The organism is Corallococcus macrosporus DSM 14697 (assembly GCF_002305895.1).
Lineage (GTDB): Bacteria > Myxococcota > Myxococcia > Myxococcales > Myxococcaceae > Myxococcus > Myxococcus macrosporus.
The window spans coordinates 7,836,095-7,859,506 of sequence record NZ_CP022203.1 but is presented as its reverse complement, the minus strand read 5'-3'; the positions used below and the strand labels follow the sequence as shown (position 1 = coordinate 7,859,506).

Genomic DNA, 23,412 nt, shown 5'->3' with positions numbered 1-23,412 from the left:
GGATTCCGCCACCCCTGCGCCACGGCGTGCGCTGCCAACCGTTCCGGGGGAGACCTATTCCGCTGCCGTACACCCCGGCACGCTGGGGTACATGGACGCGCTGATCGCCTGCACGCCCCCCTGCCATGTGGCGGTGCCCCCGGGGCGGGGGGGAATGCCGGGGGCTGGACACGCTGCTTAGGTTCCCAGGGCCTCGCTTCCGGTGGACGGGAGCAGGCTCCTTGGAGAGCGTCATGGGGTCATTTCGGCGTGGTGGGCGTGGCAACCTCTGGACGGGGCTTCTTCCAGTCGCCCTGCTGTGGGTGGGGAGCGGGTGCGGCGGGGACGGGGAGGTTCCCGCTGGAGCGCCGCGTGACAATGACGAAGCCACACCGGGTGTATCCGTGACGCCCACGGCGCCGCGGGGCGAAGACGGGCTCCCGCAGCGCCCGGCGCCGGCGGCGGCCTCGCCCTGGAACCAGGTGGTGGGTGGGCCCCAGGACGACGTCGGGACGGGCGTGGCGGTGAGCCGCTCCGGCGACGTCGCGGTGGTGGTGTACAGCACGCCGCGCCAGGACGGAGACCGGGAGCCGGTGGAAGGCGAGAAGCTGGCGCTGACGCTGTCTCGCTACGCGGCGGATGGGACGCCGCGCTGGTCGCGGGAGTGGGTGCGCAACCGCTTCTCCGACACGCGCGTGGCGGCCAGCGACGACGCGACGTTCCTGTCCGGCAACGCGTTCCTCTACTCGGCGGACTTCGGACTGGGCGAGGCGCAGGACGGCTTCCTGGTGAAGTTCTCTGGAGACGGCACCCCGGTGTGGCAGCACCGCGTGGGGCAGAAGGTCTACTCCATCGCCGCGGACGCGCGGGGCGGCGTGCTGGCCGCGGGCGAGGAGTGGGAGGGCGAGTTCACCGAGGACCCCGTGCTCACGCGCTACGCCGCGGATGGCTCCGTGGCGTGGACGCGGCGCCTGCGGGGCGCGAACATGGACACCGCGCTGCACGCGGCGGCGCTGGCGCCCACGGGGCAGGCGATTGTCGCCGGGCAGCTCGTGGACGCGCTGGAGGTGGACGGGCAGACGTTCGGCGCGCCTGGGGCGCGCGGCTTCGTGGTGCTCGCGTTCGACACGTCCGGGCGCCTGCTGTGGGGCAAGGAGCTGCCGGGCGCGAAGGGCCGCGTCACCTCGGTGACGGTGGCGGCGGATGGCACTGTCGTCGTGGCGGGTGACTTCATTGGCCTGCTGGTGTGGGGCGAGGCGTCGCTGGGCTCGTCGGGCGCCTTCGTGCTGACCGCGGGCGCGGATGGGAGCGCGGGCTGGGTGCGGCAGCCCGCCTGCGGCCCGGTGACGGAGCTGGGCGCGTCCGTCGCGGTGGAGGACTCGGGCAGCGTGGTGGTGACGTGTGGCAGCGTGCTGACGCGCTACTCGGCCGAGGGGACATGGCAGGGGGAGCAGACGCTGGAGGCGCAGCCGTGCGCCAGCGGCGAGTGCTCGCTGACCACCGCCGAGGTGGCCAACGTGCCTGGCCGTGGCGTGGCCGTCACCGGCTGGCAGCGCGATGGGGCGGGGGACACCTGGAACCAGGACGCGTTCCTCCGGTTCGTGGTGCCGTAGCCCGCGAGGCCGCTACAGTGCGCGGCCATGTCCGCTGCCACTGCCGAGGTCCTTCTGGAGGTGGAGGGTGGTGTCGCCACCCTCACCCTCAATGACACTGCCCGCCGCAACGTGATGACGCCCGAGCTGGGCGACGCGTTGTCCGCGCGCGTCGCGGAGTTGAAGCTGCGTGACGATGTCCGGGCGGTGGTGCTCACCGGGGCGGGAGGCGCGTTCTCCGCCGGTGGGGACCTGAAGATGCTGGAGCGGCTTCGTCAGGCGTCCTTCGAGGACGCGCGCACGTTCATGCTCGGCTTCTACGCGCGCTATCTCAGCGTGCTGGACCTCCCGGTGCCCGTCATCGCGGCGGTGGACGGGCCCGCGATTGGCGCGGGCCTGTGCGTGGCGCTGGCGTGTGACCTCTGCCTCGTGGCCGAGGACTCGAAGCTGGCGCTCAACTTCGTCCAACTGGGCCTGCACCCGGGCATGGGCGCGACGTACCTGGCGCCGCGCCGCGCGGGGGCACAGGCGGGGGCCGAGCTGTTGCTCACGGGCCGCCGCTTCGATGGCAAGGAGGCCGTGAAGCTGGGGCTGGCGTTGGAGGCGGCTCCGGCGGGGCAGGTGCTCGCGCGGGCGCGGGAGCTGGCGGGACAAATCGCCGCGAACGCGCCGCTCGCGGTGCGTGCGCTGAAGACGAGGCTGGGGCTCGACAGGGCGGCGCTGCATCGCGCGCTGGAGGAAGAGGCGCGCTTCCAGGCGCAGAGCTACGGCAGCGAGGACCTGGGCGAGGGACTGGCCGCGGCGGCCTCGCGACGAGTGCCCCACTTCAAGGGGCGTTGAGCCGGCGCGGCGCCGTGCCGCTGGAGCGGAGCGCCCCGCATGTCCCGGGGCGCCCGCGCCTCAGTACACGTTGTACTTGCGGCGGAGCGCCTCGTGCTCCTCGGCGTTGCGCGACGGGCGGAGGATGCGCTGCGCGTCGTGCAGGTAGTACCAGTACTCGCTCGGCTTGGGCGACATCGCGGCCTGGAGCGAGGCCACGGTGGGCGCGCCGATGGGGCCGGGCGGCAGGCCCTTCTTGTGCCGGGTGTTGTACGGGTCCTGCGGGTCTCGCAGGCGCTTGAGGAAGGCCCTGCGGTCGTTCCATTGCGCCAGCTCGTACCGCGACGTGGCGTCCACGCCGAGCGGGTAGCCCTTGTCCACGCGCTTCCACAGGATGCCGGCGACCAGGGGGCGCTGCTCGGGGAGCGGCTCCTCGCGCTCCAGCATGGAGGCCATCACCACCACCTCGTGCAGCGTGCGTCCGCTCTTCGAGAGGGCGTCCCGGTTGGGCGCGTAGAAGCGCTGCGCGAAGGCGTCAAGCTGACGCTGGATGAGCGCCTCCACGTCGAACTTGCCCGGAATCACGCCGTAGGTCTCCGGGTAGAGGTACCCCTCCAGCGTGCCCATGCTGGGCAGGGGGAAGGGCGCGGTGAAGTTCTTCGGCTTGCTGGCCGCCGCGATGTACGCGCCCGGCTTGATGAGGCCCGCGGCCACGAGCGCCGCGTCGGTGTCGCGCAGGCGCCAGCCCTCGACGACGACGAACGGGACGTCCTCGGGGATGGGGTTGCCTTCCATCTCGGTGGCCAGCTCGGCCAGCGTCATGGACGGGCTGACCTCGTGGCGGCCCGCCTTGGGGGCGAACTTGCCGCGCCGGTACAGGTGCCAGCGCCACACCCGCGCGTCGCGGATGAGGCCCTGTGATTCGAGCAGCGTGCCCAGGCCGCGCCCGGACGTGCCCTTGGGCACGGTGAACTCCACCACGTCCGCGCCGGGAGGCGCCGCCGCCGTGCGCGCCTGCTGCTCAAGCCAGAAGAAGGCGCCCGCGCCGGACGCCACCAGCAGCACGAAGGCTGCACCCAGGACCCAGAGAATCCGCTTCATTCGCGGCGCACGCTATCACCGGATTCGCCCCGCGCCTGGGTTCCGGCGCCCGGATGTCACCTCCTGGGCGCCCGGCGGGCCGGCGGTCAGGCGGCCGGGGCCGTCCCGAGCTTCAAGTCCCGGTTCAGCCCGGTGTCCCGGCTCACGCGCCAGATTTTTTGATCCAGGTAGTAATGATGGAGCGCGAAGCCCCAGATGAAGCACTCCATCAGGTTGCGCAGCGTCAGCCCCGCGCCCAGCGGCACCTTCCAGTCGAAGCCGCCACACCCCGGGTGTGCGCCGAAGCCGCAGCCCAGGCCCCGGTACAGCAGCGTGAAGACGACGCCGCACACCGCATAGATGACGAAGCGCTGGCTCACCCTGGGCGCCCAGCCGAACGGCGCCGGGTCCACGCCCGCCGCGTGGTAGCGGTTGCGGTGATAGAACCAGACCACGCCGTGGTACTGCACGTTATGGAACGCCGTCACCGCCACGGCGAACATGATGAAGTCCATGCGCGCCGCGAACGGAGGCCAGAACACCACGGCCGACAGCGCCATCGCCGCGCCCATCATCAGCAGCTTGGGCCCATTCACCTTCAGGCCCGCGCGGTGGCGCCGTACCTGCCGGCCCGCGTGGAGCGTCACCAGCGCCAGCACCAGCGCGAAGCAGGCCCCGGCCACCACCAGCTCCCAGGTGGGCGGGCCCACCAGCCCCAACTGCTTGCGCGCCCCCGGATGCGTCACCGCGAACGCGACGAAGGGCGCCAGCAGCCCCGTGTACAGAGTGACGCTGTCCAGCCGGCGGTCCAGCGGAAGCGACTCGCCGCCCTTGCGTTGGTACAGCGCCATGATGCCGTAGTGCTGCCGCACCACGTGCCAGTACGCCCAGAGCGCGGCCGCCGTCATGAAGAGCGCGAAGGGCAGCTTCGTCCCCAGCAGGACCGACAGGCCGAAGGACAGGGGCCCCGCCCCGAACCACGCCAGGCTGCCCAGCAGCAGCCGCCGCCGGCCCTGCCATTCCCGCGCGTCCAGGTAGGTGCGCGACACGGTGGCGAACAGGTGCGGTCCATCCAGCGCCAGCACCCAGGCCCACCACAACACCAGGCTGCTGACGCCGCCCCAGACATGGAGTCCGACCAGGGCCAGACTGACGCTGAAACCGCCCACCGTGGAAAGCAGGTCCTGCCGCCGGTCGACGAGCCACCCCGTGCGGGCGGGGGCGGGCACTGCGAGAGGGATGGCGCTCATGAGGGCTCCCGAGGGACGCCACCGAGAATACAGGAAGGTACAGGTGGGTGAATTGCCCACTTGTCGGCGCTCATTCGCCGTGCAGGGGACCGAGGGGTCAAAACCTACTTGAGCGGCGCGGCGCGTACCGCGATTGTCCTCGCCATGGATCAAGGCAGGCGCACCACGGACAGGAAAGCAGTTGGCCTGCTGGTGAAGCTGAAACATGAGACGGTGGGGAGCTTCGCGGAGGAGTTCGCCACCAACCTGAGCCCGGGTGGAATGTTCATCCGCTCGCGCACCCCTCAGGCCGTGGGGACCCCCGTCAAGTTCGAGGTGCAGATTGCCGGAGGCGTGCGCGTGCTGCGCGGCTCCGCCCTGGTGCGCTGGGTCCGCGAAGTCGGAGACCCCTCGGGGCCACCGGGCATGGGGCTCCAGTTCGAGGAGCTGGATACGGCGAGCCGCGCGCTCGTCGAAATGATGACGATGCGCAAGGCCGTGGCGGAGGCCAACGGGCCCGCCGTCCAGCCCCTGCCCTCGATTGCGCCGTCCGTGGCACCTTCGATTGCGCCGTCCATCGCGCCCGCCGTGGCGCCTGCGATTGCGCCGTCCATCGCGCCCGCCGTGGCGCCCGCCCGTCCGGCGCCCGTGCCCCCGGTCCAGGCCCGTCCGGCGCCCGCGCCGCCTCGTCCCGTGGCCGCCCCCGCGCGTCCCGCGGACGTGGGCGGCATGGCGCTCGACTCCCTGTTCGATGACCTGGAGCCGACGGGTGGCTCCTCCGCGCCCGTTCTGGACGAGCCGTTCGACCTGGCGCCGCCCGTGGTGGACGAGCCGCTGACGCCGCCCCCCAGCCGTGTGCCCGTCTCCTATTCGCCGCCGCCTCCGACGGACGCGAATGACGTGGACATCCCGCTCGACGAGCTCATCGCGAGCACGCCGCCCCCCTCCGCCACGTCCCTGGAGGTCGACGAGCCGCTGCCTGGCTTCGAGTTCGAAATCGAGAGCCCGTCAGGGGACGCCCCCGTGGCCATGGGCGCGCCGCTCGACGAGCCGCCCATCGAGGTCGGCATCTCCCTGGAGCTGGAGCCGGCGCCCTCCGCGCCGGCCGGCGGCGGGGGCCTGGAGTTCGAGCTGGACCTGGGGGACGCGGTGGCGGAGCCACCTCGTGCGCCCGCGCCTCCGCCGCGTGTGGCGCCTCCTCCGGCGCCCGCCACCAGCGGTGGCAGCTTCGAGTTCGACCTGGACCTGAGCGACGTCGAGCCCGCGCCGCCCGCACCGCCGCCTCCTCCGCGCGCGCCCGTGGCTCCCAAGGGCCCGCCGCCCGCGCCCGCCGCGTCGCACGCCGGTGGCGGCGGCATCGAGTTCGACTTCGACCTGACGGAGGACGCGCCCCCCGCGCCGCCCGTGGCACCCCCGCCGCGCGCCGCGGCGGCCCCGCCTCCCGCGCCCGTGTCGGCCGGTGGCGTCTTCGAGTTCGACATCGCCCTGGCTGGTGACGCGGGCAAGGCGCCGCCGCCTCCTCCGCCTTCGCCGCGAGCGCCCGCTCCGGCAAGCTCCGGAGGCGGCAGCATCGAGTTCGACCTCGACCTGTCCGAGGACGTGGAGGAGGCCCCGCCCCTCGCGCCTCCGCCTCCTCGCGCGGCGCCGGCGGCGCCGCCCGCGCCGGTGCAGCCGCCGGTGGCCGTGCGTCCTCCACCACCGCCTCCCGTGGCACCGCCGCCCCCGCCGGGGCTCCCCCAGGTCCGCCGTGAGGCGCCTCGGGCCCCGGAGCCGTTGGCGTCGCCCACGGTGCTCGCGCCCGCCGCGGCGAAGGCGCTTGCGCAGGCGCCCGGGCTCGATGAGCACGGCCTGCCGAAGACGGTGTTCCTGCCTCCGCCGGGGCCGCTCAGCGGCACGGGCCCCGTCATCGGCATCGACCTGGGCACGACGAACTCGTGCGTGGCGCTGCTCTCCAACGGCCGGCCGATCGTGCTGCGCTCGCGCGAGGGCTACAACACCATCCCGTCCGTCATCTCGCTCAACGCGCAGAACAAGCTGCTGGTCAGCCACCGCGCGAAGAACCAGCTGGTGCTGCGCCCGCAGCACACCATCTACGGCGCGAAGCGGCTCGTGGGCCGCCCCTATGACAGCGCCGTGGTGAATCAGGTCCGCGAGCGCTTCCACTACGACATCGTCCCCGACTCCGCCGGCCGCGCCGCCGTGCGCCTGGCGGACACCGCGCTGTCGCTGGAAGAGGTGCAGGCCATCATCCTGCGCGAGTGCAAGGAGATGGCGGAGGCCCACCTCAACCAGAAGGTGGAGCGCGCCGTGGTGACGGTGCCCGCGTACTACTCCGAGCCGCAGCGTGAGGCCGTCCGCAAGTCCGGCATCCTCGCGGGGCTCAAGGTGGAGCGCATCCTCAACGAGCCCACCTCCGCGGCGCTCGCCTACGGCCTCAACCGCGACCTCAACAAGAAGGTCCTCGTCTACGACCTGGGCGGCGGAACCTTCGACGCCACGATCCTGAAAATCGAGAAGAACGTCTTCGAGGTGCTCGGCACCGGCGGCGACATCTTCCTGGGCGGTATCGACTTCGACAACCTCATCGTCGACTTCCTGCTGGCGCGCTTCCAGGAGAAGGAGGGCATCGCCTTCACGGGAGACGGCATCGCCCTGTCGCGCGTGAGCGACGCGGCCGAGCGCGCGAAGATGGCGCTGTCCGAGCGCAACACCTTCGAGGTCCACATCCCCATGCTGATGATGGACGACGCGGGCAGGCCGCGGGATTTGCGCGTCGTCATGAACCGGCAGGAGCTGGAGAAGATCTGCGAGCCGCTGCTCAGCCGCACCATCGACGTGGTGCGCGACGTGCTCCTGGACGCGAAGCTGAAGGCCGCCGAGGTGGACGACATCATCCTGGTGGGCGGCATGAGCCGCATGCCGCTGGTGCGCGACAAGCTCAAGTCGCTCTTCGGCAAGGGGCCGCAGGCCAGCGTCAACGCGGATGAAGCGGTGGCCCTGGGCGCGGCGCTCTACTCCGGCTCCGTGGACAAGGTGAGCAGCGTGGTGCTCATCGACGTGCTGCCGATGACGGTGGGCGTGGCCATGCCCGGCGGCGCCTTCAAGCGCGTCATCGAGCGCAACAGCCCGCTGCCCGCGCAGCGCTCCTTCGCCATCAACACGACGAAGGACAACGAGGCCGCCCTGGAGCTGTCCATCTTCCAGGGCGAGGACAACCACATCTCCGCCAACGAGTACCTGGGCACCGTGCGCATCGAGGGCCTGCCCAAGGGGCCCAAGGGCTCGGTCCGCGTGGCGGTGACGCTCAAGCTGGACTCCGAATGCGTGCTGCACGTGGAGGCGCGTGAGTACTCCACGCGCAAGGAAGTGAAGGCCACGCTGGCCACGCGCTACTCGCCGGAGGAGCTCCAGAAGCAGCTCCAGGTCAGCAAGGAGTCCGTGAAGGCCGCCGAGGAGCGCCGTGGCGCCGACCTCAAGGAGCGCGCGGGTGGCTTCTGGGGCTTCGTGAAGAAGGCGCTGGGCCGGAAGTAGCAAGCCGCCATGACGGCCACCGCGCCCCGGTACATGACGCGCTTCAGGTGCCTCGCGGAGGCCTGCGAGGACACCTGCTGCGCGGGGCTCGTCGTCCTCGTCAGCGAGCCGCGCCTCCAGCGCCTGAAGCAGGCGGTGGCGGGCACGCCGGACGCGGAGCGGGTGGAGTCCTTCGTCCGGAAGGAGCCCGACGCCAGCCCCGGCGACGACGCCGTCATCGCGAAGCGCGAGGACGGGCACTGCGTGTTCCTGGATGCGCGCAAGACGTGCTCCCTGCACCGCGCCTACGGCGAGGCCGCGCTGCCCGATGCGTGCGCCACCTTTCCCCGGGTCGCCACGCGCTGGGCGCATGGGCTGGAAGTCACGGGCTCGCTCGCGTGTCCGGAGGTGGCCCGCCTGTGCCTGCTGGCGGAGGACGGCGTGGACCCCGTGCCCGTGGCGGAGGACCTCGCGCTCCGCCCGGAAAACGCGCGCGCCTTGAGCGGCGCTGGCGAGGACGCGTGGCCCCGACACGCGGAGGCCGTGCGAGCCACCGCGCTGTCGGTGCTCCAGCGCCGCGAGCTTCCCTTCGCCGCGAGGCTGTTCGCGCTGGGGCAGCTCGGGCTCCGGCTGGACGGCTTCTACTTCCAGGGCACGGAGGTGTTCCGCGGTGACGCGCGCGAGGGCGCGGAGGCCCTGCTGGCAGAGGTGCTGCGCGCCTTCTCCCAGCAGGAGACGCTGACGTCACTGCACGAGGGCTTCGCGGCGCTGTCACTGCCGGGAGGCCCGTGGGTGGGCATCTGCGCCGCGGCGCTGAAGTCCCGCCTGGGCGCGGTCCGGAGCGAGCGGTTCCACACGCTGGTGGAGCTGGTGCTGGAGTCCTACGGCGGCGCGGACCTGCTTCCCGACGACGCGTGGCGCCGCTACGCGGAGCGCCGGGCGCTGCTGTCGCCCGGGCTTGCTCAGCGCGTGGAGCAGTACCTGCGGCACCACGCGGTGAACCACTGGCTGCGCCACCCCTTCACCGACGCGCCGCATGTGCTGGACTACGTGTTCCGCATGGCGCTGCGCGAGGCGGTGCTCTGCTGGACGCTCTTCGGCCACCCCACGGTGGTGGCGCTCTGCACGGAAGGCGCGGCGGACACGGCGGAGTCCCGGGCCCGGCTCGACGCCGCCGCGGTGGAGTGCTTCCAGCTCATCGCGAAGCACGTCGAGCAGGCGCCCCAGCTCCACGCGCTGGCCCAGGGGCTGGCGGGGAGCGGAGGCGGCGAGACGCTCGGCCGGATGCTCGTGCTGCTCACGGGGCTCTGACGAGGGCGCTCACGGCCGCGCGCGGGGCGTGGCGCCCAGGCGCCGCATGGCCTCCTGGAACACCGGGTACTCCTGCGCGCCCTGCAGGCCGAAGCGCTCACCGAGCACGAAGGTGGGCACCGCGCTGACGCCGATGCTCCGCGCCTCCTGGATGGACTGCTCCACCACCTGGGTGTAGCGGCCCTCCTCGACGGCGCGCTGCACCGCGTCTGGGGCCAGGCCCGCCTCCTGGGCGGCGCCGCGGAGCGTGTCCCACTGCCAGAGGTCCTGGCCCTCGCTCCAGTAGCGGCGCAGGAGGGCGCCGTGGAAGGCCTCCAGGCGGCCCTGCTCGCGGGCGTACTCGGTGGCCTCGTGGGCGCGCCGGGTGGACGGGGTGACTTCTCGCATCACCAGCGTGAGCCCGGCTGCCTGGGCGCGGAGCTTCAGCGGGTTGTTCGGGTCCTTCATCTTCTCGCGCACGTAATCGGGCAGGGGGAGGCCCTCGGGAGGCGTCTCCGGGCGCAGGTAGAAGGGCCGCCAGTCAATCTGGACGTCGTAGTCCTGCTTCAGCTTCTGGACTTCGGCGTAGCCCACGTAACACCAGGGGCAGACGTAATCAGACCAGACGCGGATGGTGATGGGCTCGCTCATGGGGCCGTGTCTAACCGCGTCGAAGCGCCGCGTCATGGCGGAGTGCGCCCAGGTGGTACCCCGGGTACGCGGAGGTGGACAGGGCGGGCCGTAGCAGGCAGCGTCCACCCCCGACAACCGTGCCCGTGACGCACCCCTCGGGTGGGGTGGCGGCGGGGCGACTGAACCAGGAGACTCCCTTGCCGCTGTCGCTTCTCGCGGCCCTGGCCCTGAGCGCCACTCCGGCGCCGGCCCGGCCCCAGCCCTTCACCCACCACGACATGATCACGTTGCGCCGGCTGAGCAGCCCGCGCGTCTCCCCCGACGGGAAGCAGGTCGCCTACGTCCTGCGCACCACGGACATGGAGGCCAACCGGGGGCTCACCGACCTGTGGCTCGTCGGCGTCGACGGCAGCGCGGCGCCGCGCCAGCTCACCTCGCATCCGGCGGGCGACTCCGAGCCCACCTGGGCGCCGGACGGCAAGAGCCTCTTCTTCCTGTCCTCGCGCGGCGGCTCGTCGCAGGTATGGCGGCTGCCCACCGACGGCGGCGAGGCCGTGCAGGTGACGAAGCTGCCCCTGGACGTGGGCGCCTTCCGCCTGTCCCCGGACGGCACGCGGCTGGCCGTGGCGCTGGAGGTGTTCCCGGACTGCGCCACGCTGGAGTGCAACACGCAGCGCGAGGCGGAGCGCTCCAAGCGGAAGGCCACCGGGCGCACCTACGACAAGCTCTTCGTCCGCCACTGGGACACGTGGAAGGACGGCCGCCGCTCGCACGTCTTCGTCGTGCCCGTGGCCGGCGGCGCGGCCGTGGACGTGATGAAGGGCATGGACGCGGACAGCCCCTCCAAGCCCTTCGGCGGCGCGGAGGAGTTCACCTTCACGCCGGACGGCAAGAGCATCGTCTTCGCCGCGCGCGACGTGGGCCGCGCCGAGGCCTGGTCCACCGACCTGGACCTCTTCGTCGCGCCCATCAGTGGAAAGACGAAGCCGCGCAAGCTGACGGAGAAGAACCGCGCCACCGACACCAGCCCCGTCTTCAGCCCGGACGGCAAGACGCTGGCCTACCTGGCCATGTCGCGCCCCGGCTTCGAGGCGGACCGCTACCGCGTCATCCTCCGCGCCTGGCCCGGCGGCCAGGAGCGCGTGCTCACGCAGGACTGGGACCGCTCCGTCGGCAGCCTCGCGTGGAGCGCGGACGGCAAGACGCTCCTCGCCAGCGCCGGGCACGTGGGCCAGCAGCCTGTCTTCGCGCTGGACGTGGCCACGGGCAAGCCCACCCAGCTCACGAAGGAAGGCGTCGCGGGCGCGCCCCAGCAGGCCGCTGGCGGCCGCATCGTCTACGTGTACGACGACCTGGACTCCCCCGCGGACCTGCACGTGATGAACGCGGACGGCTCCGGCTCGCGCCAAATCACCCAGGTGAACCAGGATGCGCTGGCCCGCATCCGCTTCGGGGCCTTCGAGCAGTTCTCGTTCCCCGGCTGGAACAACGAGACGGTCCACGCCTACGTCGTGAAGCCGGTGAACTTCGACCCGAAGAAGAAGTACCCGCTGGCGTTCCTCATCCACGGCGGCCCGCAGGGCTCGTTCGGCAATCACTTCCATTACCGGTGGAACCCGCAGGTGTACGCGGGGCGCGGCTACGTGGCCGTGATGGTCGACTTCCACGGCTCCACCGGCTACGGGCAGGCCTTCACCGACTCCATCTCCGATGACTGGGGTGGCAAGCCCTTCGAGGACCTGCAGAAGGGCCTGGCCGCGGCGCTCAAGCGCTACAGCTTCATCAACAAGGACAAGATGTGCGCGCTGGGCGCGAGCTACGGCGGGTACATGATCAACTGGATTGCGGGCAACTGGCCGGACGGCTTCAAGTGCCTCGTCAACCACGACGGCATCCTCGACGAGCGCATGGGCTACTTCGACACCGAGGAGCTGTGGTTCCCGGAGTGGGAGCACAAGGGCACGCCGTGGGAGAACCCGGCGGGCTACAGCAAGCACAACCCGATTGAGCACGTCGCGAAGTGGAAGACGCCGATGATGGTCATTCACGGCGGCCAGGACTTCCGCGTGGTGGAGACGCAGGGCCTGGGCACCTTCACGGCGCTCCAGCGCAAGGGCATCCCCTCCAAGCTGCTCTACTTCCCGGAGGAGAACCACTGGGTGCTGCGCCCGGCCAACAGCGTGCAGTGGCACGACGAAGTCCTGGGCTGGCTGGACCAGTGGACGCGCAAGTAGTCACCGCGTGACGCGGTGTCGGTACTCGGGGCTCGCATCGTGAAGATGCGGGCCCCGTTGTCTTTGGGGCTCAGGGGACGCCCATGCAGGCGCCGATGCAGGCGGTGCGAATCTGCGAGCAGGTCTTGCTGCCGACGCAGTCCGCGCAGTCGGCGAGCGTGTCCCGGCGGCGCTCCTGGTCCTGCCGCTCCATCCAGTCGCGGAGGTCGTCCTCGCAGGACTGGACGTTGAGCGTGTCCGAGAAGCACTCCTTCCGCCTCTCGCAGATGGTGTCCGTGTCGCTGAAGCAGCCGCTCAGCAGCGCGCTCACGGTGACGAGGAGGGGCAGGGGCAGCGTTTGAGGCATCATGGGCGTCATCATGCCCCGTGCGCGTGCCCGCCTCCATCGTCGGGAGGCGGGTGTGTACGGCGTGTGAAAGCGCGCCGTGCCTCGGGTCAGGGCTTCGGCGGGGGCTCGTGCCCCGGCCCGGAGCCGCCCACGCCTGTCTCGTCGCCCAGCTTGCCCAGCATGGACCAGGCCTGATGCCGGTGAGCGGGCACCTGCTTGTCGAGGTCGTCGAGCATGGCGGCGAGCTCGGGAGAGGCCTTGGGCAGGGCCTTCTGGGCGGTGTGGACCATGCCCAGGACGGCGTCATGTCCTGTGACTTGCGAGGCCAGATAGGCGGAGTCGAAGGGCGCGCCGCGGATGACCTGGAGCTGCTCCATCGTGGCCTTGCTCTTGGCCATGGCGGCCTCTTCCGCGTCGTTCATCGGCTTGGGTGTCTCCGCCAGCTTCAGGCCCTTGCTGCGCGCGTAGGACGTGAGCTTCTGGTCCAGCGCGGTGTGCGCCTTCATCATGATGGCGCCAAAGGCCTTCACGTCGGGGTTCTGCGAGCGCTGCTGGGCGAGCTGGCCCGCCTTGATTTCGTTCTGGTTCGCCAGGTGCAGCCGGTCGAGCAGCGCCTTCTCGTCCGTGGGCGCGGTGTAGCCGCGGTAGGTGGCCATGCCCTTTTGAACGGACACGGTGTCCTGCGGGGACGGAGGGGCGTCGGGCATGCCGGACTGCGCGAACGAGGCGCTCTGGGTGAACAGCGAGGCGGCGAGGACGAGCCCCGGAAGGGGATGCTTCATCACGTGCGGCTCCTTTGTGTGGGGATGGATGCGGGCGCGCACGTTGGAGCGGCGTTGGCGGAAGATGCACGGCGCGGGAGGCCGCGTCCGTGCGCCACTTCACGGGAGGGGAGGGCAGGGTGCGGCGGCCGACGGTGCCGCTGCCCACCTGGCCGACCCGCTGCGTTCAGTGCTTCACCGGACGTGGCGCGTCAGGTGCGGGCGGCGGGCGCTGCGGGGGATGTGAGGACGGCGGCGGATGAATCGGCCCGGCGACGTCGTCACGATGCTGCCAGGGCCAGCGTCCCTCCAGCTCCACGGTGAGGGTGAAGCTGAGGAAGGTGCGGATGAGGACGATGAGGCCCAGCACCAGCACGCCGTTCAGCGTGGGTCGCTGGCTCACGGTGCGGATGATGTCGGCGGCGACGAGGAACTCCAGGCCCAGGAGGATGGCGCGGCCCAGGTTCAGCCGGAAGCGGCGGTAGGCCTCGCCGGAGGGAAGCCGCTCCTGAGTCATGAGCAAGACAAGGGCGAGCACGGCCCCCAGGACCATGCTGCCCACGCCGGCCCACTCCATGAGCTCGGCGGCAAGCGAGATGAGGGATCCGACCTCCATCGAGCCTCCCGTGCGGGAAGCTACGCACAAGAATCTCGATGGAGTTTGGTGAAGAGTACGGCTTGTATGTGGACGGTGGAACGGCCGTCTGTTCCCGACATGTGCGTAAGGAACGGGAAGGACGAGGGCTCGCTCCCTAAGCAGCCTGCCGAACGCTCCTATTACTCGAAATATGCCCGTCGAGTGGCGTCTAGAAGGACGCGACCTAAATTTAGGGGGATGTGGGCACTAAATAAGCCCGGGAAGTGCGTTCAAGGGTGCACTTCCTGTCATGTACGTGCGCCTCATCGGGCAGGATTGCTAGCAATCCTGCCCGATGAGGCGCACGTAATCAAGAGGTTTGTTCCCCACTGCAAAGGGGGCTTTACTGTTGGGGGAAGATGGCGGTACGGTGCTAGCACCGTACCGCCACTGCGAACGCATGCCGGTACGTGAAAAGCAAGGCCGATCCAAGAGCGCTCTGGTCTCGGAGGACACGATGCTACAAGCGGCCAAAATGAAGGAACGGAGTCGAGAGCGGGAGCGCAGTGCTCCGACGCGCGAGCACAGCTGGGTGGAGGTCACCCAGCGGGTGGAACTGTCTTCCACTCAGTACTCTCGTTTCTCGGAACTATGTGAGAATCCCCCCGACGTGGAGCCCAGTGTGCTGGCGGCTTTCGCCAAGCTGAAGCGGTAGATCCATGTAACTGGGGGATACTTGTTTAGCATCAACCCCATCTGCATCGAGGATCTGGAGTCGGATTTCTCCTGCGGAGTCGCGCCGCTAGATACATTTTTCTTCAGCCGCGCGCTGCTAAATCATCAGAGACACCTTGGGAGCACCTACGTCCTTCGGCAGGCGGTAGGTGCTCCTCGTTTGTTAGGGTACTACACCCTCACGATGGCTACGGTTGAGCGTGGGCCGGGCCTTCCAAGGGACCTGCGGCAGAATGCACCAGGAAGCTTTGGCGCAGCTCTCCTGGGAAGGTTGGCCGTAGATCGGCGGGCACAGGGGCAGATGCATGGCGCGCGAATGCTTCTCGATGCCTTCGAGAAATGCCTGAGCGCTTCAGTCGTCGGGTGCGCTGGTGTAATTACCGATGCGAAGGACGAGAACGCCTTTCGATTCTATAAAAAGCACGGATTTCACCCGCTTCAGCCGACTGGTGTTCCAGAGTCCTGGCCGTCACGGATGTTTATTCCGCTCAAAACGGTTGCTGAGGCTGTTCGTGCTGCGTCGACGTAATGGCTTACGCAACCTTGTAATTCTAAAGCCTATGTTCTTCCCCGTGCCTTTGGTGTTTGGGACTCCAAGGGGGCGACAAAAGTGTTGGCCCAGGGGTTAAGGGACCGTTCAGAAATTACTTGGCCGATTTCTGTGCCTGGAGGCCGATTTTCCGAGGGTGGGAACGCCTCTCAGGGCTAAGTAAATTGTGAGCGGGCCCTAACCTTCGTCCATCGACTGCGGCCTCCATTGGGGAGTCTGCTCGTGGTGACTGCTGGGCCCACAGTGCTCGGTGGATAGAAGGCTTCAAATCCAAGATTAGAAGTCCTTGAAATCTCTTCGACACAATGCGCTCGGAGTAGAAACGAACCCGCGATGCGAGGATGTTCAATCCTCGGCATCGGAATTGGTCGGCTTCTCGGGCTGCGGCGCGTCCGACGTCCCCGACACGTTCATCTCCGACAGGCCGCCCTCGTCCTTCAGGAACTGCTGCGCCACGCGGTCCACCTCTTCGGGCTTGAGGCCCGTGAGCAGGACGCTCGCCTGCCGCGCGCGGGTGGCCAGGGCCGTCTCGCCCAGGGAGCCGTGGATGCGGGTGAGGGCCAGGTGGATTTCCGGGTCGAACGGGTCCGAGGCCAGCGCCTCCAGGTAGGCCGTCTTCGCCTTCGGGTAGTCCTTCCGGTACAGCAGGATGCGGCCCAGGTGGACGTTGGTGGACGGTGAGCCCGGGTGCACGCGCAGGCTGCCGCGCAGCACGTTCTCCGCTTCGTCCAGCCGCCGCAGCTCCAGCAGGGCCAGCGCGTACTTGTTGGACACCGACTCGTACTTGTCGCCCACCAGCTCGTGCGCCTTGGCGTACTCCTCCGCCGCGGCCTTCACGCGGTTGCGCTCGCGCAAGAGCTCACCCAGGTGCGCGAACTTGCGCGCGGGCACCTCCGTCACCTCCTGGAAGTCGCCGAAGGAGATTTCGCGCCCCTTCTTCTCGCCCTCGTCCTTCACGTTGCCCTTGGCGTTCTCCTTCAGCACCACGCGGTCCTCGCGGGGCAGCAGCTCGGTGGGGAAGGGCTGCTTCTTGATGTGCGCCAGCCAGGACTTCTCGAAGAGGGTGAAGGGCATGCCCATGGCCACCTCCACCGCCTTGCGGTCCTTCTGCCCGGCCTTCAGCTCCTGGATGATGGCGCGCAGGCCCGCGGTGCCCTTCACGCCGTGCACGTAGTCGATGGCGTAGAACACCTCCGCGAACGCGGTGGCCGCGTCCTCCGCGGTGGGCAGCAATGCAATCGACGGGTGCATCTTCTCGAAGGGGATGAGCGTGTCCGCCTTCACCCGCTTGCCCAGCAGCGCCTGCGTGGAGGGCGTCATCGCCAGCCCCGCCTTGCCGCGCCAGCGCGACTCCAGGAACTTGGCCAGGCCCTCGTGCAGCCAGATGGGCACCGTGTTGCGGCTCATCTGGCTGATGACCAGGTGGATGTACTCGTGCGCCAGCGTGTCCTGCCAGTCGTAGCCGCGCGCCACCGCCTTGGGGCTGGTCACCATCAGCTTGTTGAACTTGCAGATGGCGATGGTGCCCGTGGTGCCAATCTGCTTCTCCGTCAGCGTGCTGACCTTGGACAGCTCGCGCGCGTTGCTCACCACCTCCACGCGAATCTTGCCGCCCGGCGGCGTCCAGCCGAGGTCCTCCTTCATCGCCCGGTGGATGGCCTCCAGCGTCTCCAGCGCGTAGGGCACCAGCACCTCTTCCTTCCCCTTGGGGTACTGGAAGATGAAGTGCTCGCTCTCCGCGCGCAGGTGGGCCTTGGTGATGTCGCGCGTGTCCTTGGCCAGGCGCAGGTAGCTGCCCGGCTTGTCCTCGATGTTGGCGCCCTCCAGGAGCGCCACCGCGTCGTCGTAGCGGCCCTCCTCGAAGGCCACCCGGCCCTGGTAGTACTTCAGCGGCTCCACGTCGGCGGGGAGGAGCTTCTCCACCTCGGACAGCTCGCGCCGGGCGCCGGGCACGTCCCAGTCGTCCAGCTCCGTCTCCACGCGGCTCAGCCGCTCCTTCACCTCTTCCTTGAGCGAGGACTCCTGGGCCCACGCGGCCGGCGCGCAGCACAGCGCCACGGCCAGCGCCGCGAGGAGGGCCCGAGGGCCGGAGGAATGCGTCAGCGCGTGGCGGCTCACTTCACCAGCTCCTCGTAGTAGCGCTTCACCTGCTCCCGGTACTTCTCCGGAGCCCCCTGCTTCATCGCGTCCAGCAGGTCCTTGCGGAACTCCTTCGGCGCCTGGAAGGCGTCCTCGTCCGGCAGCTCCACCTTCTGCTTCGGGTCTCTCCCGTTGCCCTGCTGGCGGCGGCCCATGCCCATGGGCAGCGGGAGCCCGCCCTTGCCGCCGCGCTGGCCTTCCTGCATCTGCTGCTGGAACTGGCGCAGGCCCTCCAGCGCCGCCTGCTGCTCGCCGTAGCCGCGGCCCGGGTCCTTGCCCTGCATCCGCCGGGCGGCCTCACCCATGCGCTGGCCCGCGCCCTCCATCTGCTGCGTGGCCTCCTCGCCGAAGATGGGCGCCATCTGCTGCATCTCGTCCATCTGCTGGCGCAGGCCCTGCGCGCGCTCCTCCAACCGCGACTGCTGCTCGCTGAGCTGCTGGAGCTGCTGCTTCTCCTGCTGCGACAACTGCGAGCCCGGCGGCGGGAAGAGCGACTGGAGCTGCCGGTTGACCTCCGACACGTTGCGCGCGTCGCGGCCCAGGCGCTGCGCCAGCTCCGTGGACTGCTTCACCACCTCTTCCGGGTTGCCGAACATCTCGTCCAGGTGGCGCTGCTGCTCGCCCATCATCGCCAGTTGCCGGGCCGCGTCCTCCGCGCGCGCCGCCGCCTCCGCCGCCAGGTCGTAGTCATTCACCTTCAGCGCGCTCTCCACGTTCTCGAGCTCCGCCTGGGCCTCCTCCAGCGGACGCGCGGCGCGGCTGTTGAGCTGGCTGGGCTCCAGCGCCTTGTAGCTCTCCTGCGCCTGCTGCACCTTGCGCAGCAGGCTGTCCTTGATGGACTGGCCCTTCTCCGACAGCCGCTCGCGGTTCTGCGAGCGCGCCTGGTCGCGGAGCCGCCGCGTCTGGTCCGCGACGCGCTGCTGCTCCTGCACCGTGTCCTGGAGCTCCTCCATGAAGTCGCCGAACTTCTCCGCCAGCTCGGGGTACTGCTCGCCGCCGAACTCGTCGTTGGCCTGGTCCAGGTTCTCGAGCATCTCGTCCATCTGCATGCCCAGCTCCTGGAGCTTCGCCAGGGCCTCGTCCGCCTTGCCCTCGCGCATCAGCTTCTCCACGTCGTCGAGCGCGCCGCGCATGTCCTGGTCCTTCATCATCTCGGACAGGGCCTCGGCGTTGAGGTGCTCGTCGCGGATGCCCTTGCGCATCTCCGCCATGCGCTGCATCAGCTCCTGGATGCGGGACTTGAGCTGCTGAATCTGCTCCATCACCGCCTGGCGCGCCGCCTCGTCCGGGTTGGACTTGAACTGCTCGATGAGGTTCGCCAGCTCGCGCCGCTCGTTGGAGAGCTGCTTCGCCATCTCCTGGAGCGCCTCCAGCTTCTGCCTGTCGAGCAGCGACTCCAGGTAGAGGATGTCCTTCTCCAGCTCCGCGATCTCCTCCGTGACGACGGCGCTGAGCCGGTTGCCCGTGCCCCAGTCCTCGCCGCGGACGCGCTGGGTGCGCAGGTAGAGCCGGCGCAGCTCCGCGGTGCCGCGGATGTGGCTGCCCAGCGATTCGGAGATGTTGCTCAGCGCCGACACGAGCTCGGTGGGCACGTCGCGCTCGCGCGCCAGCTCCTGCGCCAGCGTCCGCATGTCCGCGACCAGGCTCTCACCGCTGGTGTCCACCGTGGCCCCGGCGGTGATGGCCTGTGGGTCCTTCTGCTTCGCGCGCTCGGGGCCCTCCAGCCGGTCCGCCAGGTGGTCCACCATGCGGCCCCAGAGCTGCTCCGCCTTCTCCAGCGCGGCGCGGCGGTGCTCGGCCGCGGAGTACACGCGCAGCACCTGCGTGCGGCTGACGCCCTTCTTGGGGCCCTCCACCGCGTCGTTGTCCCGCGCCTCCACGTAGTAGGTGATGCGGTCACCCGGGTCGAGCTTGATGCCGCCCAGGTTCCACCCGTACGTGCCGCGGTGGCGCCGGCCGTCCTCGCGCGGCAGCGGCACGCGCGTCTCCTGCTGGGCGCCGGGCGCGCGGAAGACGAGCGCCATGCCGGACAGCCCGTAGTCGTCCGACGCCTCGTACTTGAGCGTCACCTGGTCGCCCGGGTCCACCTCCAGCTCCACCGTGGGCGTCAGCAGTGAGACCTCGGGCGCCTTGTCCGCCTCCACCGTGAGGGCGATGTCCGGCCCCACCGCGAGCGCCTTGTCCCGCGCGCCGTAGAAGGCGAAGCGGTAGTGGCCGGACTGCTTCGCCACGAAGCTGCCCTCCAGCTCCCGGTTGCCCGTCACCTTCAGCGGCAGCGGCTGGCCGTTGACCACCACCTCCGCGCGCTCCACCGGGCGGTCCGAGCGCGTCTTCAGCAGGATCTCCGTCCCCGCCGGCGCGCTGATTTCGCCGTTCGTCCCGGGCACCGTGCGCGGCGCCAGCCCCGTGTACGCGGGGTAGCGGTACGTCAGCTCGATGTCGCCGGTGATGGGCTCCACCTGGGCCTGGGCCTTGGGGCTCGCCGCCACCTCGCGGATGCGCGCCAGGCCCGCCGACCAGCGGTCACCCAGCGCCACCATCAGCACCAGCAGGGCCAGCAGCGCGCCGCCCGCGCCCAGGGCTACGTGCCGCACCGGGCGGCTGTCCACCACCGTGCGCACGTCCACCGCGCGCGCCCGCGCGTCCATCTCCCGCAGGAAGGCGCTGGCGAGCGCGGGCGAGCCGTTGCCCGGCGCGTCCGGCTCGCCGCGCATCAGCTCCACCGCGGCGAGCACGTCCAGCGACAGCTCGGGGCGCTTCTCGCCCACCCGCCGCGCGGTGAGGACGTCGTCCCCCACGCGGCGCCGGACCAGCCACAGCCCGAACACGCACGCCACCGCCACGCCCACCGGCAGCGCCAGCCACAGCAGGCTCGAGCCCGCGCGCGGCGCCACCAGCGCGAGGAAGCCGCCGGCCACCAGCAGCAGCGCCACGGCGGCCACACCCAGCATGCCGCCCTGGAGCCACAGGTAGCGGCGCTGGCGGCCACGGACGGTGGCGAGCAGCGCCTCCACGCCGGGCGCGGCCAGCACGGGGCGGGCCTGTGAGGCGGGGGGAGGCGGAGGAGGGGGCGGGGGCGGGCGCTCGGGGCCTGGAGTCTGCGGGGTGTCGAGGTTCACGCTGTCCTGTCCGCTCAGTGGCGAGGCAACCCCCGGTGAGGCTGCCTATTTCCCGATTTTCTAGCAGCCGCCCGCTCCTGGCGAACCATAACGACCCGGAGGCCCCTTCGAGGGGCCTCAGGTGTCTGGCGCTGGAAGGAGCGCCAGGGCGAGGGTCTGGGAGGTAACGCGGTCCACCGCGGGCGGCTCGCCCACGGCGAGGGAGCGGGCGGGCCGCCGGCTCAGCGGACGGCGGGCTTGGGCGCGGTGGCCGCGTCGAAGTCGACCTCCGGCATGGGGACGCCGCCCAGCTCCTGGGCCAGCGCGGTGAGCACGTCCTGCGTCGCGAGGATGCGGGGCCGCGGCAGGCGCGACAGCACGCGCTGCACCGCGGACTCCACCGTGCCCTCGGCCGGGATGTCGAGCGCGCGCCCCTCGTCCGTCAGGGAGAACAGCGCCTTGCGCCCGTCGAGCGGGTCGGACTTGCGGTCCAGCAGCCCCCGCTTCTCCAGGCGCTTGAGGACGCCCGTCAGGGTGCTGGGATGGACGTGGAGAATCTGCGCGAGCATGCCCGCCGTGATGCCAGGGAAGCGTCCCACCAGGCGGATGACCAGGCGCTGCGGCCCCGTGAGTCCCAGCGTGGACTCCATGCGCTTCGAGGTGGATTGGAGCCCGTGGTCCACGGCCCAGAGCAGACGCATGAACTCGAGCACTTCGCCGAGGGGCGGCCCCTTGTAGGTCCGCTCACCTTCGTGGGCCTCCTGCGTCTGCTCCGCCGGGTCCTTCGGGGATTCTTCTGCCGTCACCTGCTGCCTCCGTGTCTCAAGCCAAAGGTTTGAGTCGCAGCAGGTCTACCGCGTCGCCGTCCGGGCTGCTGCTGAAAAACCATGGGCTGTTGACCGCTCGCGAACTGGACGGCAGGCCGGCTCCGACAGGCGCTACGGGGCCGCGGCCCGCCCGGCGTCGTGGGCCAGGGCCCGCCGCAGCTCCGCCAGGATCAGCGGCCAGCCCTGGGGTGAAGCCATCCCCTCCCGGAGCACCGGCCCCCCTTCAGGGCCATGACGCTGGAAGTCACGGTGCTGGACCTGGACGCGCGTCTGGTGGGTGCCCTCGGGCTGGAAGTGGAAGGTGACCTCGCTGGCCGCCTCGGGAGGCGCCGGCTGGCGATCATGGGTGATGGCGAAGGACAACACCAGGGCGCGGGGTGGGGCCCACTCGCGGACCTCGCCCCACGACGTCTCCTGGCCCTCCAGGGTGCGCTCGAACCAGCGGCCACCCGGGCGCGGCTCCACCTCCGCCGTCTGGAATTGCGTTCCCGCGAAGGTGTAGGCCAGGGGCCACCAGCGCCCGAGCGCGCCGGTGAAGAACTGGAACGCCTGGTCCACGGGGGCGTCCACGACGACCGAGTGCTGGATGGCATCCTGCTGTGTGGACAAGGCTCCTCCCTGCCTGTGGTGGCGCGCGTGTCCAGGAAGGTGGGGCGGCGGGGGCCTGCCCGCACCCGGAGCGCTGACGCCCGGGCGCAGGGCAAGCGGGCGCTCAAATCTCCTCGAGCGTGAGCCGGAGGGTGGTGCCCGTGTCGTCGCGGTCCAGGACCTTGAAGGTGGCGCCGGGCGGGATGAGCACCTCCTCCTCACCCGGCTTGAGCGAGGCGCCCTGGATGTCGCGGCCCGTCCGGGTCCGGATTTCGAGGATGGCGTCGCCCTCGAAGCTGGCGCCCGGGTTCTTCGCCGTGCTGGTGAAGGCGTCCCGGGTGATGATGGCGTCCTGGGTGTAGGCGTCGTAGTACTTCCTGCTGTCGCCCCGGTACACGGTGCCGGTGAACTTCGGCAGCTCGTTGAGGGCCGCGCGGGTGACGGCAATGCCATCCAGGTTGTTGCGCAGCGCCTGGGACGTGGGGCCGGCGCCATTCTTTGCCAGCGGGAAGAGGACCTGGCCGTTGTACGGCTTGAACTTCTCCTGCGTGTATTTGTAGAGGGACACCTTGCCCTCGTCGGAGAGCGTGTTGATGTCCGCCACGTTGGTGGCCGTCTTCGGGTAGTCCTTCTGGTTCTGCGTCAGGTGGGTGTTCGCCATCTCCACGTAGGGCTCGAACCTCCCCTCCGTGAGCACGCTCATCTGCTTGCGGTAGTTCTGCACCGTGGCGGTGTCCACGGTGAAGCCCTCGTTGAAGACGCTGGCCAGCTTCACGCGCTCCGCGTCACCCGGCTTCACGTGCGGGCCGCCCTGGGCGAACACCGCGCGGATGAGGTCCGCCTTGGGGCCGACCTCTGACTTGAGGGTGGCGAAGTCGGTGGAGCCGGCGTCGCCCTGGCTGCGCTGCAGGCCCTGGAGCGCGGCGAAGCCTTCATCGCTGATGTTCTTGATGGCGCCCCGGGGCACGCCCTGGGCCACGAAGGGCGCGATGACGGAGTCATCCCGGAGGACGGCGGGGCCGACGGGGACGGGCGTCACCGCCGGCGTCACGGTGGCGGGCGCCTTCGCGCCACCTGGCGCCGTCGGCCTGGGGCCGCCCAGCGAGGGCGGCGGAGGCGGCGTGAAGCCGCCCAGCGAGGGCGGCGGAGGCGGCGTGAGGCTGGGCGGGCGGAGCGTGTTGGTGCGGGTGCCGCTCACGAAGGCATCCGGCGGCTTCGGGATGCCCGTGGACGGCGCCGAGGACGAGGGCGGCGGCGGCCCGCCGGTGGTCCGCGGCGGCGGCGGCGGGGTGGTGGTCGTCTTCGTCGTGCTGTTCGTGATGCGGCCCATGACTCTGTTCCCCCTCACCCCGGTAGGTGCCGGGATGTTGATGTGCGCTTGTTTCCCATTCTCGGTGCCTATGTGGCCGAGTTGTGCGCAGAGGGGGGGGGAACAGGAATCAT

Annotated in this window: 17 protein-coding genes; 6 read left to right on the top strand and 11 right to left on the bottom strand. The window is 70.4% G+C overall.

Annotation, left to right across the window (positions count from 1 at the left end; all coding sequences use genetic code 11):
- Positions 1-233 precede the first annotated feature (233 nt).
- Positions 234-1,592 carry a hypothetical protein gene (locus MYMAC_RS31765; protein WP_095960778.1) on the top strand — a complete coding sequence of 453 codons (1,359 nt, stop codon included), beginning with the start codon at positions 234-236 and terminating at the stop codon, positions 1,590-1,592.
- 27 nt (positions 1,593-1,619) lie between these two features.
- A complete protein-coding gene (locus tag MYMAC_RS31760; protein ID WP_095960777.1) occupies positions 1,620-2,411 on the top strand; it encodes an enoyl-CoA hydratase/isomerase family protein in 792 nt (263 codons plus the stop codon).
- A gap of 60 nt (positions 2,412-2,471) precedes the next feature.
- Here MYMAC_RS31760 and mltG read toward each other — a convergent pair whose 3' ends face one another.
- Positions 2,472-3,491, bottom strand: a complete 1,020-nt coding sequence (gene mltG, locus MYMAC_RS31755) for an endolytic transglycosylase MltG (RefSeq protein WP_095960776.1) — start codon at positions 3,489-3,491, stop codon at positions 2,472-2,474.
- Between the two features lie 86 nt (positions 3,492-3,577).
- Positions 3,578-4,720, bottom strand: coding sequence for a hypothetical protein (locus MYMAC_RS31750; RefSeq protein ID WP_095960775.1), 1,143 nt, complete (start codon positions 4,718-4,720; stop codon positions 3,578-3,580).
- 144 nt (positions 4,721-4,864) lie between these two features.
- Here MYMAC_RS31750 and MYMAC_RS31745 point away from each other — a divergent pair, with 144 nt between their 5' ends.
- Together MYMAC_RS31745 and fliB are read left to right on the top strand one after the other, a co-directional pair.
- Positions 4,865-8,230, top strand: coding sequence for a TIGR02266 family protein (locus MYMAC_RS31745; protein ID WP_204817070.1), 3,366 nt, complete (start codon positions 4,865-4,867; stop codon positions 8,228-8,230).
- Positions 8,231-8,239: 9 nt separating this feature from the next.
- On the top strand, positions 8,240-9,520 hold the full coding sequence (gene fliB, locus MYMAC_RS31740) for a flagellin lysine-N-methylase (protein WP_095960773.1): 1,281 nt from the start codon (positions 8,240-8,242) through the stop codon (positions 9,518-9,520).
- Positions 9,521-9,529: 9 nt separating this feature from the next.
- Here the strand turns inward: fliB and MYMAC_RS31735 are convergent, their stop codons facing one another.
- Entirely contained in the window at positions 9,530-10,150 is a 621-nt protein-coding gene (locus MYMAC_RS31735; RefSeq protein ID WP_239989135.1) for a DsbA family oxidoreductase, read from the bottom strand.
- Positions 10,151-10,329: 179 nt separating this feature from the next.
- Here MYMAC_RS31735 and MYMAC_RS31730 point away from each other — a divergent pair, with 179 nt between their 5' ends.
- A complete protein-coding gene (locus MYMAC_RS31730) occupies positions 10,330-12,366 on the top strand; it encodes a S9 family peptidase (protein ID WP_095960771.1) in 2,037 nt (678 codons plus the stop codon).
- 70 nt (positions 12,367-12,436) lie between these two features.
- On the opposite strand, the gene MYMAC_RS31725 is transcribed toward MYMAC_RS31730, so the two are convergent.
- The 3 genes from MYMAC_RS31725 to MYMAC_RS31715 all read right to left on the bottom strand — a co-directional run bounded on the left by MYMAC_RS31725 (position 12,437) and on the right by MYMAC_RS31715 (position 14,071).
- Positions 12,437-12,715: a hypothetical protein gene (locus MYMAC_RS31725; RefSeq protein WP_239989134.1), complete on the bottom strand. Its 279-nt coding sequence runs from the start codon at positions 12,713-12,715 to the stop codon at positions 12,437-12,439.
- Positions 12,716-12,801: 86 nt separating this feature from the next.
- On the bottom strand, positions 12,802-13,476 hold the full coding sequence (locus MYMAC_RS31720; RefSeq protein WP_239989133.1) for a DUF4142 domain-containing protein: 675 nt from the start codon (positions 13,474-13,476) through the stop codon (positions 12,802-12,804).
- A 166-nt stretch (positions 13,477-13,642) separates the two neighbouring features.
- Positions 13,643-14,071, bottom strand: coding sequence for a DUF1622 domain-containing protein (locus MYMAC_RS31715; protein WP_095960769.1), 429 nt, complete (start codon positions 14,069-14,071; stop codon positions 13,643-13,645).
- 880 nt (positions 14,072-14,951) lie between these two features.
- Here MYMAC_RS31715 and MYMAC_RS38760 point away from each other — a divergent pair.
- On the top strand, positions 14,952-15,296 hold the full coding sequence (locus MYMAC_RS38760) for a GNAT family N-acetyltransferase (protein ID WP_420810055.1): 345 nt from the start codon (positions 14,952-14,954) through the stop codon (positions 15,294-15,296).
- A gap of 366 nt (positions 15,297-15,662) precedes the next feature.
- Here MYMAC_RS38760 and MYMAC_RS31710 read toward each other — a convergent pair whose 3' ends face one another.
- From MYMAC_RS31710 to MYMAC_RS38120, 5 genes are all read right to left on the bottom strand, one after another.
- The gene (locus MYMAC_RS31710; protein ID WP_095960768.1) at positions 15,663-17,435 is read right to left on the bottom strand and encodes a peptidase MA family metallohydrolase; all 1,773 of its coding nucleotides are present in this window, start codon (positions 17,433-17,435) and stop codon (positions 15,663-15,665) included.
- Positions 17,432-20,575: a DUF4175 family protein gene (locus MYMAC_RS31705; RefSeq protein WP_095960767.1), complete on the bottom strand. Its 3,144-nt coding sequence runs from the start codon at positions 20,573-20,575 to the stop codon at positions 17,432-17,434. The genes MYMAC_RS31710 and MYMAC_RS31705 overlap by 4 nt, the downstream gene beginning before the upstream one ends.
- 221 nt (positions 20,576-20,796) lie before the next feature.
- Positions 20,797-21,360, bottom strand: a complete 564-nt coding sequence (locus MYMAC_RS31700; RefSeq protein ID WP_013937777.1) for a MarR family winged helix-turn-helix transcriptional regulator — start codon at positions 21,358-21,360, stop codon at positions 20,797-20,799.
- A 132-nt stretch (positions 21,361-21,492) separates the two neighbouring features.
- A complete protein-coding gene (locus tag MYMAC_RS31695) occupies positions 21,493-21,990 on the bottom strand; it encodes an SRPBCC domain-containing protein (protein ID WP_157770476.1) in 498 nt (165 codons plus the stop codon).
- A gap of 103 nt (positions 21,991-22,093) precedes the next feature.
- Positions 22,094-23,299 (bottom strand): ADP-ribosyltransferase domain-containing protein, encoded by a 1,206-nt coding sequence (locus MYMAC_RS38120; RefSeq protein ID WP_239989132.1) that lies wholly within the window; start codon positions 23,297-23,299, stop codon positions 22,094-22,096.
- Positions 23,300-23,412: the final 113 nt, after the last annotated feature.

Excerpts from the sequence above, each read along its gene's own strand:
- MYMAC_RS31765 (WP_095960778.1), top strand. The coding sequence starts at position 234 with ATGGGGTCATTTCGGCGTGGTGGGCGTGGCAACCTCTGGACGGGGCTT.
- MYMAC_RS31760 (WP_095960777.1), top strand. The coding sequence starts at position 1,620 with ATGTCCGCTGCCACTGCCGAGGTCCTTCTGGAGGTGGAGGGTGGTGTC.
- mltG (WP_095960776.1), bottom strand. The coding sequence starts at position 3,491 with ATGAAGCGGATTCTCTGGGTCCTGGGTGCAGCCTTCGTGCTGCTGGTG.
- MYMAC_RS31750 (WP_095960775.1), bottom strand. The coding sequence starts at position 4,720 with ATGAGCGCCATCCCTCTCGCAGTGCCCGCCCCCGCCCGCACGGGGTGG.
- MYMAC_RS31745 (WP_204817070.1), top strand. The coding sequence starts at position 4,865 with ATGGATCAAGGCAGGCGCACCACGGACAGGAAAGCAGTTGGCCTGCTG.
- fliB (WP_095960773.1), top strand. The coding sequence starts at position 8,240 with ATGACGGCCACCGCGCCCCGGTACATGACGCGCTTCAGGTGCCTCGCG.
- MYMAC_RS31735 (WP_239989135.1), bottom strand. The coding sequence starts at position 10,150 with ATGAGCGAGCCCATCACCATCCGCGTCTGGTCTGATTACGTCTGCCCC.
- MYMAC_RS31725 (WP_239989134.1), bottom strand. The coding sequence starts at position 12,715 with ATGATGCCTCAAACGCTGCCCCTGCCCCTCCTCGTCACCGTGAGCGCG.
- MYMAC_RS31720 (WP_239989133.1), bottom strand. The coding sequence starts at position 13,476 with ATGAAGCATCCCCTTCCGGGGCTCGTCCTCGCCGCCTCGCTGTTCACC.
- MYMAC_RS31715 (WP_095960769.1), bottom strand. The coding sequence starts at position 14,071 with ATGGAGGTCGGATCCCTCATCTCGCTTGCCGCCGAGCTCATGGAGTGG.
- MYMAC_RS38760 (WP_420810055.1), top strand. The coding sequence starts at position 14,952 with ATGGCTACGGTTGAGCGTGGGCCGGGCCTTCCAAGGGACCTGCGGCAG.
- MYMAC_RS38120 (WP_239989132.1), bottom strand. The coding sequence starts at position 23,299 with ATGGGCCGCATCACGAACAGCACGACGAAGACGACCACCACCCCGCCG.